15 protein-coding genes are annotated in these 15,477 nt (G+C 72.0%); 10 read left to right on the top strand and 5 right to left on the bottom strand.

Annotated elements, in window-relative coordinates:
- Window positions 1–61: 61 nt before the first annotated feature.
- The 3 genes from PWG71_RS27380 to PWG71_RS27365 all read right to left on the bottom strand — a co-directional run bounded on the left by PWG71_RS27380 (window position 62) and on the right by PWG71_RS27365 (window position 2,639).
- Window positions 62–331, bottom strand: a complete 270-nt coding sequence (locus tag PWG71_RS27380; protein ID WP_274812928.1) for a hypothetical protein — start codon at window positions 329–331, stop codon at window positions 62–64.
- Window positions 332–1,672: 1,341 nt separating this feature from the next.
- Entirely contained in the window at window positions 1,673–1,789 is a 117-nt protein-coding gene (locus PWG71_RS27370) for a DUF397 domain-containing protein (protein ID WP_446725107.1), read from the bottom strand.
- Window positions 1,758–2,639 (bottom strand): helix-turn-helix domain-containing protein, encoded by an 882-nt coding sequence (locus PWG71_RS27365; protein ID WP_274812927.1) that lies wholly within the window; start codon window positions 2,637–2,639, stop codon window positions 1,758–1,760. Before PWG71_RS27365 ends, PWG71_RS27370 begins: the two co-directional genes overlap by 32 nt.
- A 284-nt stretch (window positions 2,640–2,923) precedes the next feature.
- Between PWG71_RS27365 and PWG71_RS27360 the strand changes: the two genes are divergently transcribed.
- Genes PWG71_RS27360 through PWG71_RS27350 form a run of 3 tightly spaced genes read left to right on the top strand, consistent with a single transcriptional unit; the run spans window position 2,924 to window position 4,286 of the window.
- A complete protein-coding gene (locus PWG71_RS27360) occupies window positions 2,924–3,496 on the top strand; it encodes an ATP-binding protein (protein WP_274812926.1) in 573 nt (190 codons plus the stop codon).
- An 8-nt stretch (window positions 3,497–3,504) separates the two neighbouring features.
- Complete coding sequence (locus PWG71_RS27355) at window positions 3,505–4,035, top strand: hypothetical protein (protein WP_274812925.1); 531 nt, start codon at window positions 3,505–3,507, stop codon at window positions 4,033–4,035.
- Window positions 4,032–4,286 (top strand): hypothetical protein, encoded by a 255-nt coding sequence (locus PWG71_RS27350; RefSeq protein WP_274812924.1) that lies wholly within the window; start codon window positions 4,032–4,034, stop codon window positions 4,284–4,286. The genes PWG71_RS27355 and PWG71_RS27350 overlap by 4 nt, the downstream gene beginning before the upstream one ends.
- A gap of 127 nt (window positions 4,287–4,413) precedes the next feature.
- Here the strand turns inward: PWG71_RS27350 and PWG71_RS27345 are convergent, their stop codons facing one another.
- Entirely contained in the window at window positions 4,414–5,241 is an 828-nt protein-coding gene (locus tag PWG71_RS27345) for an alpha/beta fold hydrolase (RefSeq protein WP_274812923.1), read from the bottom strand.
- 359 nt (window positions 5,242–5,600) lie between these two features.
- On the opposite strand from PWG71_RS27345, the gene PWG71_RS27340 reads away from it, so the two are divergent.
- The 4 genes from PWG71_RS27340 (at window position 5,601) to PWG71_RS27325 (ending at window position 10,742) form a co-directional block, all read left to right on the top strand.
- A complete protein-coding gene (locus PWG71_RS27340; RefSeq protein ID WP_274812922.1) occupies window positions 5,601–6,791 on the top strand; it encodes a Cmx/CmrA family chloramphenicol efflux MFS transporter in 1,191 nt (396 codons plus the stop codon).
- A 428-nt stretch (window positions 6,792–7,219) separates the two neighbouring features.
- Window positions 7,220–8,323, top strand: coding sequence for a winged helix DNA-binding domain-containing protein (locus tag PWG71_RS27335; RefSeq protein ID WP_274812921.1), 1,104 nt, complete (start codon window positions 7,220–7,222; stop codon window positions 8,321–8,323).
- Window positions 8,324–8,419: 96 nt separating this feature from the next.
- Window positions 8,420–10,009, top strand: coding sequence for a hypothetical protein (locus PWG71_RS27330; RefSeq protein WP_274812920.1), 1,590 nt, complete (start codon window positions 8,420–8,422; stop codon window positions 10,007–10,009).
- Between the two features lie 175 nt (window positions 10,010–10,184).
- Window positions 10,185–10,742, top strand: coding sequence for a hypothetical protein (locus PWG71_RS27325; RefSeq protein ID WP_274812919.1), 558 nt, complete (start codon window positions 10,185–10,187; stop codon window positions 10,740–10,742).
- A 240-nt stretch (window positions 10,743–10,982) separates the two neighbouring features.
- Here PWG71_RS27325 and PWG71_RS27320 read toward each other — a convergent pair whose 3' ends face one another.
- Window positions 10,983–11,681: a DUF998 domain-containing protein gene (locus tag PWG71_RS27320; RefSeq protein ID WP_274812918.1), complete on the bottom strand. Its 699-nt coding sequence runs from the start codon at window positions 11,679–11,681 to the stop codon at window positions 10,983–10,985.
- A 116-nt stretch (window positions 11,682–11,797) separates the two neighbouring features.
- Between PWG71_RS27320 and PWG71_RS27315 the strand changes: the two genes are divergently transcribed.
- The 3 genes from PWG71_RS27315 (at window position 11,798) to PWG71_RS27305 (ending at window position 15,067) form a co-directional block, all read left to right on the top strand.
- Window positions 11,798–12,469 (top strand): TetR/AcrR family transcriptional regulator, encoded by a 672-nt coding sequence (locus PWG71_RS27315; protein WP_274812917.1) that lies wholly within the window; start codon window positions 11,798–11,800, stop codon window positions 12,467–12,469.
- A gap of 326 nt (window positions 12,470–12,795) precedes the next feature.
- Window positions 12,796–14,202, top strand: a complete 1,407-nt coding sequence (gene lpdA, locus PWG71_RS27310) for a dihydrolipoyl dehydrogenase (protein WP_274812916.1) — start codon at window positions 12,796–12,798, stop codon at window positions 14,200–14,202.
- Between the two features lie 166 nt (window positions 14,203–14,368).
- Window positions 14,369–15,067 carry a hypothetical protein gene (locus PWG71_RS27305; protein ID WP_274812915.1) on the top strand — a complete coding sequence of 233 codons (699 nt, stop codon included), beginning with the start codon at window positions 14,369–14,371 and terminating at the stop codon, window positions 15,065–15,067.
- Window positions 15,068–15,477: the final 410 nt, after the last annotated feature.

Genomic DNA, 15,477 nt, shown 5'->3' with positions numbered 1-15,477 from the left:
CACTCCATGCGCGGGGCGCCGTCGGCGAGGTGCGGGGCGGTCGCCCGCCCCGCACCTCGGTTCACAGCATCGGCGGCACCACCGGGCAGCCCCACTTCGACTGCGTCGCGGCCACGTGTTCCGCCCACCGGAGCCGGTTCGCGGCTTCATGGTCGACCTGTGGCCCCACCACCACGGCCGGCACGTCGCGCCCGCCATCGCGCGGTGACACCACCACATGGGGGAGCCGTTCCCCGGTGCCCGGGGCGGTGGGTTCCGGCGGGGTCACGAGGGCCTCGGTGTGGTCGGGAACCGGGTGTCCGAGAGCCTCACGCAGCAGTGTCGGAACCATGTCCGGCCGATTCAGGATCAGGGGAGCGGCATCGCGAGGGATGGATTCGGCATGTGACTCCTTTGGCGGGTGCGGGTGCGGGTGCGTGCGGGAGGGGCGACGGGCACGGGGCCGGGCGGCACGGGGGAGGACGTCCGGCGCCGCGACCGACCGGTCCTCTGGGTGGGCGGCGGGGAGGGGGAACGCCGCTCGGGCGCGGTGGACCGAGCGGTTTCGGGGGAGGATCCGGGAGATGTCCCCAGGCTGTGGACAACCCTCCGGAGGGGCCCGCCCTCGGCGGTGGTGAACTCCGGGCGTCCTCCCACACCCGCACCTGCCGGGCCCCGCGGGCCTCGCGCCGGGCGACCCACACGCGTACCGCGTCCCTCAGGTCGCCGAGGTCGGTGGCGACCTCGCGCAGACTCGGCACGGTCTCCGGAACCCGGGGCGGGCTGGCCACGAGCAGGTCGCCCCCCGGGGCCGGGCGCGGCCCACCGGGTCGGGCGGGCGTGGGCCTCGGCCTGGGCGTGGTCGTCCCCCTCCCGGCCGAACCGACGGCGCTCGTGGTCCGCGTGGTACGGGCGTACCAGGGACGGCTCGGAGGCGTCGAAGATCGCCTCGGGCGCGGGTGACGGCAGTCGTGGGACGGCTCGCCGAGAGGCCCGGGGACGGGGAGCGGTGGTGCGCCGGGGCGGCGGCGTAGCGACGGACGCGGGCCGCCCCTCGGCGGAAGAGGTGGAGCCGGGGGGTTCGACGGTGGCGGTCACGGGGAGGGGAGAACAGCGCTCCGACCATGCGCAGGGCACGGGTGAGGAGCGCGGCGTTAGACTGGCGCACGCCGGCAGCCCTTGCGGTTAAAGGGTTCGTGTTGCCGGCCACGACCTCGGGCGCTCGATGGGCGTCGCGAGGTCTCTGCTTTGCCGGTACCTATGAACGTGGTTTCGGTAGAAGCGTATAGCCGTCCGGGGGGTGGATGTCGACCGATCTCCGAGAACCGCCGAGGGGATGTTCGGAACGGCGTTGTCGCAGGTCAGGGGGGTATCCCTTATTGTCCGGACTTAATGTGCATCGGTTGGTGTATGGCCGGAATGCGCTTCGGGGATACGGGTGAACGAAAACGGCCGACCGGGGGTGTGCCGGTCGGCCGTTGATCGGGATCGAAACCTTGGAGGCCCGAACCCTCAGGCTGCGGAGGAGCGCGGTCCAGGCGTCAGGGTCATGGTCGAGGTGTCCCAGGGGGTGGTTCCGGGTGTCACGGACAAGGACGAGAGAGGCCCCTCGGCCACCTCCACGCGACTGCCTTCGCCGGCGCTGTGGCCGCTCATATGTCGGTTTCCTCCATGGCGATCCTCTGGCGCGGGCTCAGGCGTGGTGCTTCACGCCCCGAACGAAGGACGCCCACGCCCTGGCGGAGTAATCGATGTGTCCGAGGGGACGGTTCTGGGTGTCACGGACCAGAACGCTCCGCCCTTCGGCCACCTCCACGCAGCTGCCTTGCGCCGCGCTGTAGCTGCTCTTGTGCCACAGGAGCTCGCCGCGCTCGTGCTTGCTCTTCAATGCTCTCCCTGACCTTCCTGACAAATTCAACGCTCGCCCCCATGGGTAGTGCCTCGGCTTGCAGCAGACCGAAGATGGTCATGCACTTCTGCACGGTCTCTTGGTCATCGATGAGCACTTCGCCGCTTGCATACTCGGCGGAGGCCAGCGGCGGATTGTCGGGAAAGGTGTAGATCCGGAACGGGCCAGCGGCGCCGGGGTGATACAGGGTCCTCGGGGGTGTGACCTGGAAGCGGATCTTGCCTTCCCCGACAAGTTGCAACACCCAATCGAGTTGGGCGATTTGGGTGGTTTCGTCACCCATGATGAGGTCTAGGACGAACGCCTCTACCACGACAGACACTAGCGGAGGATGGTCCCTCTCAAGTATCTCTTGCCTCTTTTTTCTCGCCAGCACCATCTCTTCCACCTCGTCGGTGGTGGCCCACGGTGCGGTGTGCTGGATCGTGGTTCGGGCGTACTCGGGGGTCTGAATCAGTCCGGGGAAGATCTGGGACTGGTACTCCCGAAGCTCGGTTGATTGTTGCTCCAGCTTCGGGACCTTTTTGTACCAGGGTGGGATGGTTCCAGAGGCCTGGTTTCTCTCCCATGCCCGGAGCAGCTGACCGTTGGCGTTCAACGCCCGGTCGAGCTTGGACGCCTGGTCCTCGCTCATGCCCCTCTTGCCGTTCTCCCAAGCGGAGACGTGCGCGGCAACCACGCTGGCGTAAGGCGCGAGCTCCGCCTGGGTCAGCTTGGCCTTGCTGCGGAGGGCCTTGAGTTCCTTGCCCACCCTGGCCCATTCGGGCTTGCGGCGATCCGTCATTCGTCACCTGTTCAACCAAGGGGGGAAACCGGAGAGAACCACGATGCAACGGCTTCTCAACCGCTCGCAACCGATTCACCGAAATGTTGTCCCTGTGGTTGATTCGCTGGTGTTTCCGTGAAGTCCTGCCCCAAGGTGTTGTCACGAAGCCGCACGGTAACCGAAGCCGAAAGGGTCTTTGGACCCCTCACGTTCGGGCCGAGTGGTTCGCGGCGTCGTCGGACAGCGAGGCGGAAGGCGGAAGAACACGGATGGGATCGGTGACCCGCATGGACCCCCGTCGAGAACGACCGGAGACGGCCGACGACGACATCGGGGGGGTGGCGCCCCGACCGCCCTGTCCCGAGATGTCCAGGCCGGTGCCGCTGCCCCGGCGCACCATCGAGGCGCGGGACCGGGCCGCGATCATCGTGGACGTCGGGACCGGGGAGCTCGGGCACTCGCTCACACTGCCGGGCACCCCGGAACAGACCGCGGTCCTGCGTCGGTACATGGCGGCGCTCGCGCTCCTGCCCGCCGCGAAGAGCGACGTACTCCAAGGTCTGGTCAGTGAGCTGTTCACCAACGCCGTCCGACACTCGCGCAGTGGACTGCCGGGCGGCGAGGTCGTCGCGACACTGCACCGGCTGCGGGGACGGGTACAGGTCCGGGTGACCGACCAGGGGCCCTACGGCGACGTTCCCGGGACCCCGCACGTGCGCGAGCAGGACCTGGAACGCGAAGGCGGGTTCGGGATGAGGTTGGTCGCCATGCAGGCGGACAGGTGGGGGACCCTGTCCGAGGGCGGGCGGACCACGGTCTGGTTCGAGCTGGATCGAGGGTGACGCGGGCGATGGGGTGGAACAGCGCCGACGACGGCGAACAGTACGGGGCGGCGCGGCGGCTCGACGCCGAGGCGGGGCCGTGGTGGACGGTGATGTGGGCCCCGGCGCTCCGGGCGTACGTGGCGTTCTACCGGGGGAGGGAAGCGGTCCGTTGGCAGAGCGCGCCCACCCCGGAGGGGCTCGTGGAACGGTTGAGGGAGGCGGAACGCGGAATCGGTCGTGACGGGACGACGCCGCGGCTTCCGGTGTCCCGAAGCGGGAGCGGCGGCGCGCACCGACGGGCGCCGAAGGAGGAGAGCGGTCACATCGCCCAGGGGGGCGTCCCGGCGCGCCGGGCGTTGACCGTCCGCCTGCGCGGACCGCGGGCGGGCACCCGAACGGTGGCGGTCCCGGGCGAGGAGACGGCGGACGGCTACTGGACCTGCCCGGCGCAGGCGTGTTCGTGGACGTCGGTCAATCCGATGTCGCACCCGTGTCCGGTGGGGTCCTCCGTGCGTGAGGAGGCGAGAGACGTCCCGGTGGGAGGTCCGACGTGGTGAGAACCGATCCGGCCTCGGTGTACGAGGCACTGCTCATGTCGCACGAGGGACGGCGGGACACGGGCGCGCGGACGACCGGCTGGGAGTGGCCGACCGCGCAGCCGACCCTGTGCGAGGTGATCGCGTCCCTGGAGATGGTCTACGACCTCGCCGAAGGTACGGCCGAGGACGCCGAGGCGATCCTCTACCTGGTGCGCACGCTGCGCACCCTCCGCGCTCTCACCCCCGACCCCCACTCCGCCCACCACTGATCCCCGAGCGTCCACCCCGTTCTCACGGCGTTGGCCTCCGAGAAGAGCCGGGAGTGTGTCGGTGTGCGGTCGAGGTGTGTCGGTTCGTGGGTGCGTGCTCCTTCGGTGACGCGCGGCCGGGACGCGGTCACCCGGCGGATGGTCGGGGAGAGAGCCAGCGGCGGAGTTCGTCGGCGAGGGCGACCGGTGCGTCGAGCTGGATGAGGTGTCCGGCCCCGGGGACGAGCGACAGTGTGCTGTGCGGGATCGCCGCGTGCAGGCGGTGGGCGCGGTCGACGGGTATCCAGGTGTCCTCGGTGCCCCAGACGATGTGCACGGGGAACGACAGGTCGGCCAACCGTGGCTCCACCTGCTCGGTGAAGCGCTCGTCGGCCTGGGCGATCTGCCGGTAGAACGCCGCCTTCCCCTCCCCGCCGAGCCACGGGGCGGCGAGCGTGTCGAGGTCGTCGTCGCGCAGACCGCGATGGCCCGCACCGGAGATGTAGGCGCGCAGGGCGCCCTCGTGCACGGCGTCGGGGAGGAGCGCGAAGACCTCCGCGTTCTCCTTGACCAGGGTGAAGAACGGCGACCCCCAGGGCCGCAGCGCCACCACGTCCACCAGACACAGGGCGGAGTACCCGGCGCCGTGCAGGAGCGCGGCGCGCAACGCCACGGCGCCCCCGTAGTCGTGGGCGATGACACGTGGGCGGTCCAGCCCCCAGTGGTCCAGGAGCGCCGCGAACGCCTCACCCTGCACGCCCAGGTCGACGGGGTGTTCCGGGTCCTTCGAGGAGGCGCCGTAACCGGGCATGTCCCACAGGTGGACGGTGAAGTCCCGGGCCAGCGCGTCGGCGAAGGGCGACCACAGCCGGGAGGACCACGGCGTGCCGTGGCACAGGACCACGGGCGGCCCCTCGCCCCGCCTGCCCCACGCGATCCTTCGTCCCCGCCACTCGAACACCTCGTCCACGTTCATGCCCTCAGCTTGCCGGAGAACGGAGACGCGAGGCCGTTGTCCACAGGTCTCTTTCGGAGCGGGGACCGGGGCGGTGGCGTGTCCCCGGCCGGTCGTCGACCGTTCCACGGCCGATGCCGGACCCTTGGCGGGAAACGGGTGGACACCGCTCCGGGGTCGGCCGGTAGGTTCGGTGCCGTGTCATCTCCCGAAGCGTCCAGACGTGTGCCGCCGGTCCTCCGGTGGCACGCGACGCCGTCGACCTGACGTCGGCCGAGGATTCCCGGCCCCCGTGGCGGGGCCTCCCTCCCATGCGTCCGTGAACGTCGGTGGTGCCGTGCGCACGTGTTCCGTTCACACGACGCTCTCGGGAGACACCCGTGCCTTTCCTGCTGTACATGCTCGCCGTCGCGGTGTTCGCGCAGGGCACGTCGGAGTTCATGCTCGCCGGCCTGCTGCCCGCGATCTCCGACGACCTGGGCGTATCCATTCCGCGGGCGGGTCTGCTGACCTCGTCCTTCGCCGTCGGCATGGTGATCGGCGCCCCCGCCATGGCCGTACTGGGCCGTCGGTGGCCGCCGCGCTGGACCCTCACCGCGTTCCTCGGCCTGTTCATCGCCGCCCACGTCGTGGGCGGCCTCACCGACGACTTCGCCGTCCTCATGGCCACCCGGGTCGTCGCGGCCCTGGCCAACGCCGGATTCCTGGCGGTCGCGCTGTCCACGGTCGCCGCCGTCGTCCCCGCCGACCTGCGGGCCCGCGCGCTGGCCGTGGTGCTCGGCGGCACCACCCTGGCGTTGATCGCCGGTGTGCCGCTGGGGGCCGCCCTGGGCGCCGGGTGCGGCTGGCGTACGACGCTGTGGGCCGTCGCCGTGCTCTCGGTCCCCGCACTCGTCGCCGTGGCCGTGGCCACCCCGACCCGGCTCGGCGGTGACACCGGTCCCGGCCGTCCCCGTGCGCTGGGCGCGGAGTTCGGGGTGCTCGCGAGCCGACCGCTCCGGATCGTCCTGCTGCTCGCCGTGCTCGTCAACGGGGCGACGTTCTGTGTGTTCACCTATCTGGCGCCGCTGGTCACCGACACGGCCGGACTCGACCCGGCCGCGGTGCCGGTCGTGCTGGCGCTCTTCGGCGTCGGCGCCTTCGCGGGCGTCCAGGTGTCGGGCCGTTTCGCGGACCGGCACTGGCGGACCCTGCTCGTATGGGGAGGGGGCGGGCTGTTCCTCGGCTGGGGCCTGCTCGCCGTCGGGGCGGCGCACCCGTTCGCCGTCGTGGTGTGCGCCCCGATCCAGGGGGCGTTGTCGTTCGCGGTGGGCGGCACCCTGATCGCGCGCGTCATGGCGCACGCGACGGGCGCGCCCACCCTGGGCGGCTCGTTCGCGACGGCGGCCCTGAACCTGGGCGCGCTCGTGGGCCCGGTCCTCGGGGGGATCGCCTACGCCGGACCGGGGGCGCGCGGTCCGGTCCTCGCGGCGGTGGTCCTCGTGCTCGCCGCCCTGGCGGTGGGGGCGGGCCACACCCGGGTCGGCACCCGTGCCCCGGACGTGTCCGCACCCGAAGACCAGCGAGGTTGACCCTGGACGGCCCGGCCCGGCGACCGCCGGGCCGGGCCCTACCGGACCTCCCGAGGCGATCGCGGGGGCCTCCGTCAAAGGTTCCGTCGACGGAGTGCGCGGCCGCCCCGACTGCTCCCCGGGACCGAGTGCTGTCGGGGGCGGCCGGGGGCGGTCTCGTCCGCCCTCACCGGCGTGGAACCCATCGCGCGGTCTCCTCACCGCGTGGCGTCCGGCCGGTCCGTTCCTTCGGCCGGCCCGTGGCGTGGGGTCCACCGGTTCGCCACGCGGGGAACGGGCCTGGGGACACGGGTAGGGGGCGTGGGGACATGCGTCCACGGTGCGGGTAGGGGACGTGGGGGCCCTTCGTCCGTGAGACGAGGAATGTCGGGGTCGACCGGTACAGTGCCGGGGAACCCCCGTTGCCGAGTCCGTCGAGGGAGCCAGCCATGGCCGGGACCGTCCTCAGCACCCGCGCGCTGAATCGGGCCACGCTCGACCGCCAGCTCCTCCTCGCCCGCACGGACCGTTCCGTCGAGGACGTGGTCACCCACCTGGTCGGCCTCCAGGCCCAGACCACCCACACCTGGTACCTCGGCCTGGAGAACCGCATCGACGGCCTGGACCCCCACGCCGTCGGCCGGATGCTCACCGACGGCGACCTGGTGCGGATCACCCTCATGCGCGGCACCATCCACCTCGTCACCCCTCAGGACTGCCGGATCCTGCGTCCCACCGTGCAACCCGCCATCGATCGCGGTTTCTCGGGCAGCAACCACGGCCAGGCCACCCGTGGCATGGACCTCGACGCCATCGCCCGCGCCGGGTACGAACTCCTCCTCACCCGCCCGATGACCCCCCGGGAACTCGGTGAACGTCTGGAGGACCGCTGGCCCGGGGTGAACGGCGACCATCTGGCCCAGGCGGTCAAGGACCGGCTCCCGCTGGTGCAGATCCCCCCGCGCGGAGTGTGGGGCGCCAACGGTTCGCCCGCGTTCGCGCCCGCCGAGACCTGGACCGGGTCGGCCATGGACGCCGACGCCGACCCCGAGGCGCTGGTGTTGCGCTACCTGGCGGCGTTCGGGCCCGCGAGTGTCAAGGACGTCCAGGCCTGGTCCTCGCTCACCAGGCTCAAGCAGGTCTTCGAGGGCCTGCGCGATCGGCTGGTGGAACTGCGGGCGGAGGACGGCACCGTGCTGTTCGACCTGCCCGAGGCCCCCCGGCCCGGCGAGGACGTCACCGCTCCGGTGCGGTTCCTCTACGACTTCGACAACGTGCTGCGCGGCCACTTCGACCGCAGCCGGGTCCTGCCCGACGAGTACCGATCCCGTCTCGCCTCCCGCAACGGCATGCCACCGGCGACGGTGCTCGTGGACGGATTCGTGCGCGCCGCCTGGAAGGTCGTGCGCGGCAAGGGCGCCGTCCCCCACATGGAGGTGACCCCGTTCGCGCCGATCAACGGCGCCGACCGGGACGCCGTCGTCGCCGAGGGCGAGCGCACCCTGGCCTTCCTGGAACCCGGGGGACACGGGGTCCGATTCGCCGAGGTCTGACTCCTCCCCATCCGCGCCTATCGTTCATCAGTGCCCTGATGTGGACGTATGCATCCGGACCACGGACAATACGGGTGTATATGGAAGGATTCTCGGGTGACTGAAGAGTTCCGTGCCGCGTTCCAACGCGTGCTCGACACCGCGGCCGAACAGGCGCCCGGGTTCTCCGGGGCCGTGCACGACGTCTTCCGGCTCTCCTCGCAGGTGCCGGAGGAGGAGCTGGGCTCCGCCATGGAGGCGCTGGCCCCGGTGCTGGCCGACTGCGAATCCGTGGCGGGCATCGCCGCCGACCTCGCGGTCCTGGCCGGTGCCCTGGTGGAGGCCGGCGCCCCCGCCGGACAGGTGGGTCTGGAGGTGCTGCGCCAACTCGGCAGTTACGGTCAGGCCGCGGTCGCGTTCATGCACGCCTGGGAGAAGACCGGCGGCGGCACACCGCCGTCCCCCCTCGAAGTCGGCGAGGCGGAGGAGGAACGGGTCGAGGAGGTCCTGGGCGAGAACGCGCCCCTGGCCACCGTGGGCTGGTGGACCTCCCTGCGGTACGGGCTCGCCGCCAAGGCCATGCTCGGTGACTCCCGGGTCCGGGCGGCCGTGCGCTCCGACGCCGGCGCCCTGGAAGGGCTCGGCCAGATCGTGCACGCGCTGTCCACCCGTCTGCCCGAGTTCATCGAGGTCGGGGAACTCCTGCGGATGGCCGAGGCGGAGATGGTCCTGGTGCTGGACCGGTCCTCCTGGCGGGGGTTCCGGGTCCGCTTCGACGGCATCGGCGACAACTTCCAGCTGCACACCCTGTTGGCCGACGCCCTCATCGGCAAGGAAGGGCGCAGGCTCGCCGGCGACCGTCCCGACCCCAGGTGGACGGCGGCCTGTCTGGACGCCCAGCCGGACCCGTTGGCCGACGTCGTGCGCGGCGAGTGGGACCTGGTCGGCGGTGACGGGACGTGGGTCGGCAACGAGGCGTGCCCCGCCGACATCCCCTTCGTGGACGGGGAGCGGGTGCTGGTCCTGGAACCGCAGACGCTCACCCACTCGTGGCGGGCGGGACGCCGTCACCCCCAGATCCCCGGCGGTCTGACGATCCTTGAGGAACTGCACCCGGACGAGGCCACCGCCTGGTGGTCGCGCATGCATCCGGCCGGTTCGGTGCGCCACCCGTTGGCGCCCGAGATCGACCACGGCGACACCGGGTCGCACCGGCCGCCCCGCCACTTCGGTGTGGCGGCGCACTTCGAGGAGGTCGACTCGGGGCCGATGTCGTCCACGTTCTCGGCCTTGGACGCGGAGACGGCCGCCGCCGAGGAGACGGATCCGGAGGGCGGCGCCGAGTCGTGGGCGGAGGCCTACCCGCGCGAGGCCGTGGGGTGGGTCGACGAGCCCGCGTCCGAGCCCGAACCGTGGCCTCTCCCGGCGTCGTCCGAGCCGTGGTCGTCCCCGTCGACCCCCGAATCCGGACTCGAACCCGAGCCGTGGACCGCGCAGCCGTCCTCCGGATCGTGGCCGGTCCGGTCGTCCTCCGACCCGTGGGCCGCCGAGCCGGCACCGGAACCCCGGGGCTGCCTGCCGCCCGACGACGGTCGCCCGCCCGGCGCCCATCTGATGCCACCGCTCCCGCCGGGGGTGTCGGAGAGTTGGGCGTGGGCGCCCGAGTGGAAGTGGCCGCCGCCGCCCGCAACGGATTCGTCGGCCTGACCGACCCGCCCGACCGCCCGGCCCTCCGTGCCGGGCGGCGCGGAACCATCCGCGGTCGGCTCAGGGGCTCCGTCCCCCGGGCGCCCCCGGCCCGCGCGGGTGGGACCGGTGACCGACCCCCGGGGCGCGTTCCGACACGTCCCACATCCCCCGTCCCCCCTTCCAGGAGCCCCCGGTGCCCGACCCCGTCATCGCCTCCGACCCGGAGAGCGCAAACACCCCCGCCCCCCGGGCACGGCCGAACCCGTGGCCGGCGCGCGTCGCCCTCATCGCCGCGGCCGGTCTGGTCGTGGGCGGTGTCGCCTACGCCGGGGTGGGGATCGCCGACGCGCTCACCCCCGCGACCACCTCCCCGGACGCCTCCGCCGCCGAGACCGCGCGGGACCCCGGTGAGCGGCGCACCACCTCCCTGGTCGCCGACCCCGCCGAGGAGACCTCACAGGAGACGGCCGCCGACCCCGCGCCCGGGGGCGAGGCGGACCCGCCGGTCGGTGGTGGCGGGACGAACGGCGCGTCCGCCGACGGCACCGTCCCGACGGGCGCCGCGAACGGGGGCACGGGCGGCACGGGGGAGGACCCGCGCAAGGAGATCCTCCACGGCATCCTCACCACCCCGCAGGAACGCCCGCCCCTGCACAACCTGTGCGATCAGGCCTGCGTCGACGCGGAACGGGAACGCCTGGAGGCGGATGTCGAACCGGTGGTCGTCGAGTTCGACGTCGAGGACCACTGAGCCGAACTCGACGGCACCCCCAGGGCACCCCACCTGGAACATCCCGCTCCGGGAGTGGGCCGCGCCCGGACGTCGTCGTGTTCGGCCCGGTCCGCGCCCCGCCGCAGGTCGTCGCTCCCGGGGAACCCGGTCCCCGCTCCGCGCGGCGGCCGGCCACCGGGAGGACCGACGACGCCGAGAAGCCCCACGGTCTCCCCGTGGGGTGATCCTTCGCCGGTGGCCGGTGGTCGGCCCTCCGGGTCAGGACGCCGGTGCGCGGCGGTGGGCGTCGGGGTGGGGCACCGTCCGGTAGACGGTCACCGAGAACAGCGCCAACCACGTCCACCCGGTGAGCACGGCCAGCCACAGCCCGGCCACCCCGCCCGGCACCATGGCCAGGGCGGCGCCGACGATGAACCCGCCCGCGATCAGCACGGCGGCGGCGATCGATCCGATGGCCGGTCCGCGTCGCTCGGTGGCGCGGGCCCATACCGCCCCGGCCACGGCCGCCCCCGCCAAGGCGAGGAACCCCACCGCGCCCATGACCAGGTGGGCGATCCCGCTCACGCCGGGGGTCTCCGGCGCGGTCGCCCCGACAGGGAAACCCGCCATCGGGTCGGGGACGAAGACCCCGCTGAGCAGCACGCACACACCGTAGACGGTCAGCAGGAGGGCCGTGGCGCGTGCGCCGCGCGCGGTCCCCAGGGCCCTTCGTACACCCAGCGCCGCGACGCAGACCATCAGCCCGGACAGGACCAGATTGGTGATCTGGATCCACCCGGTGCCGCCCAGCGTGAGCAGGCTCAGCGGGTGCCGGGTGACGTCGAAGCCCTCGCGCAGCAGGGCGTGCACCAACCCGACGACCAGGTAGAAGGGCCCGACGAGCACGCCGTATCCGAGAAGGGAACGGGTCACGGCGGCCCCGCGGTCGAAGCCGGTGCCGGTGGATTCTGTGGCCATGATCGTCCTTCGGTCGGCGGGGTGCTCGGGGATTCCGGACGGATTTATTGCACTCTTCAGTGCACTATTGCACTGAAGAGTGCAATAAGGCAAGGATGGAAGTTAAGGTGATCCCCATGAAAGCCACGGACCCCACGGCCACCGGAGACCGGCGCCTCGACCCGCGCATCGCCCGTTCCCGGGAGGCCATCCTGGCCGCCGCGGCGGACCTGTTCTACGCCGACGGCTACGCGCACACCAGCATCGAGGACATCGCCGCGCGCGCCGGGGTCGCCAAGCGCACCGTCTACAACGTCTTCGCCGACAAGGAGACGCTCTTCCGCAGTCTGCTCACCACGTCCATCGACACCGCCACCGGGTTCGCCCGGCGGGCCGCGGACGAACTCGAACACGCCGGCACCCCCGAAGCCGCCCGCGATGCCCTGCTCACGGTCGGTCGACGGCTGGCCGCCACCGTCGCCGACGGACGGATCGTCCCCCTGCGCCGACTGGTCATCACCGAGGCGAGCCGGTTCCCCGATCTGGCCGCGCAGTACTACGCCGCCGCACCCGAGCCGGTCATGGCCTCCCTCGCGCGGAGCCTGGAGCGCTTCCACCGGCTCGGCTGGGTCCACGCCCCCGATCCGTCCCGGGCCGCGGAACACTTCGCGTTCCTCGTCCTGGGGCTCACCCTGGACTCCGCGCTCTTCGACCCGGAGGGCCGGGCGGGCGACCCCGAGGAGATCGACCACCGGGCCGTCGACGGCGTGCACGCCTTCCTGCGCGCCTACGCCCCGCATCCCGCCTGAGGTCCCGACCCGCGTGGCGTCCCGCCTCCGTCCGGCCTCCCGCACTCCGCCCGAGGTCCCGCTCCACGTCCGGCGTCCCGCGCCCCGCCTGGCGTCCCGCACTCCGCCCGACTCCTCGCGCCGGGCCCTCACCCGCGACCGGGAGCGGCCCGGCGTCCCCCGGGGGACCGGTCGGAACGCGTTCGTGAACAGCCCGTTCGCGACGGAGGGACCGGAGGGTCGCCCACAGGGGGCACCGACCCGACTAGGCTGGCGTTCGGCAATCCGACATCCCGGCAGGCCGAACGCGCTGGGTGAGTCACGAGCACACTCAAGGAGATCCCGTCATGGGACAGCGACACTTCGATCTGGTGGTCCTCGGCGCCGGTCCGGGCGGCTACGTCGCCGCGATCCGGGCCGCTCAGCTCGGTCTCAAGACCGCCGTGATCGAGAAGAAGTACTGGGGCGGCGTCTGCCTCAACGTGGGCTGTATCCCCTCCAAGGCCCTGTTGCGCAACGCCGAGCTGGCGCACCTCTTCACCAACGAGGCCGACGTCTTCGGTATCAAGACCGAGGGCAAGGTCGAGTTCGACTACGGCAAGGCGTTCAGCCGCAGCCGTGAGGTCGCGGACGGCCGGGTCAAGGGCGTTCACTTCCTGATGAAGAAGAACAAGATCACCGAGATCGACGGGCACGGCACCTTCATCGACGACCACACCATCGAGGTCGCGGGTGAGGACGGCGCCGCTGAGACCGTCACCTTCGACAACGCGGTGATCGCCGCCGGTTCGTCCACCAGGCTGCTGCCCGGCACGGAGCTGTCGGAGCGGGTCGTCACCTACGAGGAGCAGATCCTCGAATCCGAACTCCCCAGCAGCGTCATCATCGCCGGCGCGGGTGCCATCGGTGTCGAGTTCGCCTACGTCATGGCCAACTACGGCGTGGACGTCACCATCGTCGAGTTCCTCGACCGCCTCGTCCCGCTGGAGGACCCGGAGATCTCCAAGGAGCTCGGCCGGGCCTACAAGAAGCTCGGTGTGAAGGTCCTGACCTCCACCCGCGTGGAGAGCGTCGAGGACACCGGGAACAACGTCAAGGTCACCGTCACCACCCCCGAGGGCGACGAGAAGGTCCTGGAGGCCGACAAGCTGCTCCAGGCCATCGGGTTCGCGCCCAACGTCGAGGGCTACGGCCTGGAGAAGACCGGCGTGGAGCTCACCGACCGGCGCGCCATCGCCATCGACGGCCGGGGTCGCACCAACGTGCCGCACATCTTCGCGATCGGCGACGTGACCGCCAAGCTCATGCTGGCGCACACCGCCGAGGCGATGGGCATCGTCGCGGTGGAGACGATCGCCGGGGCCGAGACCCAGGAGATCGACTACAAGTTCATCCCGCGCGCCACCTACTGCCAGCCGCAGGTCGCCAGCTTCGGCTACACCGAGGACGAGGCCCGCGAGGCCGGGTTCGACGTGCGGGTGGCCAAGTTCCCGTTCATGGCCAACGGCAAGGCGCACGGCCTCGGCGACAGCCGCGGGTTCGTCAAGGTCCTCTCCGACGCCGAGTACGGGGAGATCCTGGGCGCCCACATGGTCGGCCCCGACGTCACCGAGCTGCTGCCGGAGCTGACCCTGGCCCAGCAGTGGGACCTGACCGTTCACGAGGTGTCGCGCAACATCCACGCGCACCCGACGCTGAGCGAGGCCGTCAAGGAGGCCGTGCACGGCCTGTCCGGGCACATGATCAACTTCTAGCCGGACCACGGGCGGCACCCCGGCCGGGTGCCGCCCGTCCCGTTCCCGGGGCCGGGCCGACGCGGGTCCGGTGCCGGGCGGGCCCGGGAGTTGCTAAGTTTCCCTGTGTCCCCCGCCGGAAGCGTCCCCTTTCGTCCGGCGCCCTCCCGAAAACCGAAAGCCACCCATGCGACTGATCCCGTCTTCCCCCCTGTCGTGCCTGGGCACGGCCGTCGTCGCCGTCGTGATCGGCGGATTCGCGCTGGTCGGCTGCGACGTCGTCGATCTCGACGAGTTCGACACGGACTTCAGCCTCTTCTCCGGGGACGAGGAGGCCTCCCCGAGCCCGGGGGCGAGTGCGAGTCCGAGCCCGGGAGAGGAAGAGGGGGAACCGGAGGACACCGCGGAGTACGCGCTGCCGGAATCGTGTGCGGAGGCGGGCGCCGCGGAGGTCGTCGGAGACCTGGCCCCGGGGACCGTGCTCGCGGAGGACCGCCGCGAGGTCGACGGGTTCGCCGATGCCGAGCAGCTGACCTGCTCGTTCAGCGAGGGCACCGGGGCTCCGGGCGCGCCCACGTTCACCCTGGTGTTCACCCTCAACGTGGACCCGAGCCTGAGCCCCGACGTGGTGGCGGTGCCGGGTGCCGAGGAGGAGATGAACTGGGAGGTGGACATCGACGTGGACGTCGACACCTACCACACGGACGAGGCCGACTCCCTGGGCGGAGACCTCGAATACGTGGGCACGGTGGACGGGAGCACGCGCCACCTGTACCTGTCCCTGCCCGGCGAGCTGTACGTGACGGCGATCGCCTACGGCGAGGACGTGCCGCGCGAGGAACTGGAGCGCGTGGTGCTCCTGGCCGCTGAGCGGGTGCGCGGCTGACCGGGGGACCCGGACAACGGACAGGGGCCGTCGGCGTGGTGCCGGCGGCCCTCGTCGTGTCGGTGGGGCGGTCGCGTGGTGCCCGCGTTCGCGCCGGGCCGACACGGGAGGTCGTGGAGACCTCCGGAGGGGGAGCGCGGGTGGACCGGGGAGTCCTCCCCGTGGGCGGGGTGTCGCCGACCATCCGGATCTCCAGGGAGGGGCGGACGGTGACGGCCTCCGACGCCGGCCTCCGACGGCGGCGCGTTCATCGTCGGGTCCGAGGGTCGCGTAACCCCCTTCCGAACCCCGGCCCCACGCCGGCTCCAACGAGGAGGGGTCGTCTCGCCGGTGTCCGGTGAGACGACCCCCGCCCCGCGCTTCAACCCCTCAGCCCTGATCCAACAACCGAGCGCAACGGATCAACCCCA

The sequence above is a fragment of the Nocardiopsis sp. N85 genome, assembly GCF_028882275.1.
In the GTDB taxonomy this organism is placed as follows: Bacteria; Actinomycetota; Actinomycetes; order Streptosporangiales; family Streptosporangiaceae; genus Nocardiopsis; species Nocardiopsis lambiniae.
This window is presented reverse-complemented; position numbering and strand designations above follow the sequence as displayed.